1 protein-coding gene and 1 pseudogene are annotated in these 1,254 nt (G+C 70.0%); both read left to right on the top strand.

What is annotated here, in order from left to right:
- Positions 1 to 605: pseudogene (locus tag ACWDSL_RS53450) on the top strand (glucose-6-phosphate isomerase); the annotation flags it as partial.
- A 1-nt stretch (position 606) separates the two neighbouring features.
- A partial coding sequence (locus tag ACWDSL_RS53445) for an NADP-dependent phosphogluconate dehydrogenase (protein ID WP_450497026.1) occupies positions 607 to 1,254 on the top strand: 648 nt, incomplete at its 3' end.

Here is a 1,254-nt window from a genome sequence, read left to right as displayed (position 1 = left end):
AGCTGGACATGGAGTCCAACGGCAAGTCGGTGGACCGCGAGGGCAATCCGGTCGACTGGCAGACCGGCCCGGTGGTCTGGGGCACCCCCGGCACCAACGGCCAGCACGCCTACTACCAGCTGCTCCACCAGGGCACCAAGCTCATCCCGGCCGATCTGATCGGCTTCGCCCGGCCGGTGGCGGAGCTCGGCCCCGAGCTGGCCGCCCAGCACGATCTGCTGATGGCCAATCTCTTTGCCCAGGGCCAGGCGCTGGCGTTCGGCAAGACGGCGGAGGAGGTGCGCGCCGAGGGCATCGCCGAGGAGCAGGTCGCGCACCGCACCTTCCGCGGCAACAAGCCCACCACCACGATCCTGGCCGCCGAGCTGACCCCCTCGGTGCTGGGTCAGCTGATCGCGCTGTACGAGCACAAGGTGTTCGTACAGGGCGCGATCTGGAACATCGACTCCTTCGACCAGTGGGGCGTGGAGCTCGGCAAGGTCCTGGCCAGGCGGGTCGAGCCGGCGCTCACCGAGGGCGCCGCCGTACCGGGTCTGGACACCTCCACCGCCGCCCTGGTCGCCGCCTACCGCTCGCTGCGCCACGAACAGCAAAGGAAGATCTGAGATGCAGCTTGGACTCATCGGCCTGGGCAAGATGGGCGGCAACATGCGCGAGCGCATCCGCCGCGCGGGCCACACCGTCATCGGCTACGACCGCGACCCCGGCCTCTCCGACGTCGCCGGCCTCACCGAGCTCGTGGCCGCGCTCGACGGGCCGCGCGTGGTGTGGGTCATGGTCCCCGCCGGCGGTCCCACCCAGGCCGTCATCGATGAACTCGCCGGTCTTCTCTCCCCGGGCGACATCGTGGTCGACGGTGGCAACTCCCGCTGGACCGACGACGAGAAGCACGCGGAGGAGCTGGCCGCGCGCGGCATAGGCTTCGTCGACGCGGGCGTCTCCGGCGGCGTCTGGGGCCTGCAAAACGGCTACGCCCTGATGGTGGGCGGCGACCCCGAGCACATCGCCGTCGTCAAGCCCGTCTTCGACGCGCTCAAGCCGGAGGGCGACTTCGGCTACGTACACGCCGGGAAGGTCGGCGCCGGACACTTCGCGAAGATGGTCCACAACGGCATCGAGTACGCGATGATGCAGGCCTACGCCGAGGGCTGGGAGCTGCTGGAGGCCGTGGACTCGGTCACCGACGTCCGCGAGGTCTTCCGCTCCTGGCAGGAGGGCACCGTCATCCGCTCCTGGCTGCTTGACCTCGCGGTC

The organism is Streptomyces sp. NPDC000941 (genome assembly GCF_053599555.1).
This window is presented reverse-complemented; position numbering and strand designations above follow the sequence as displayed.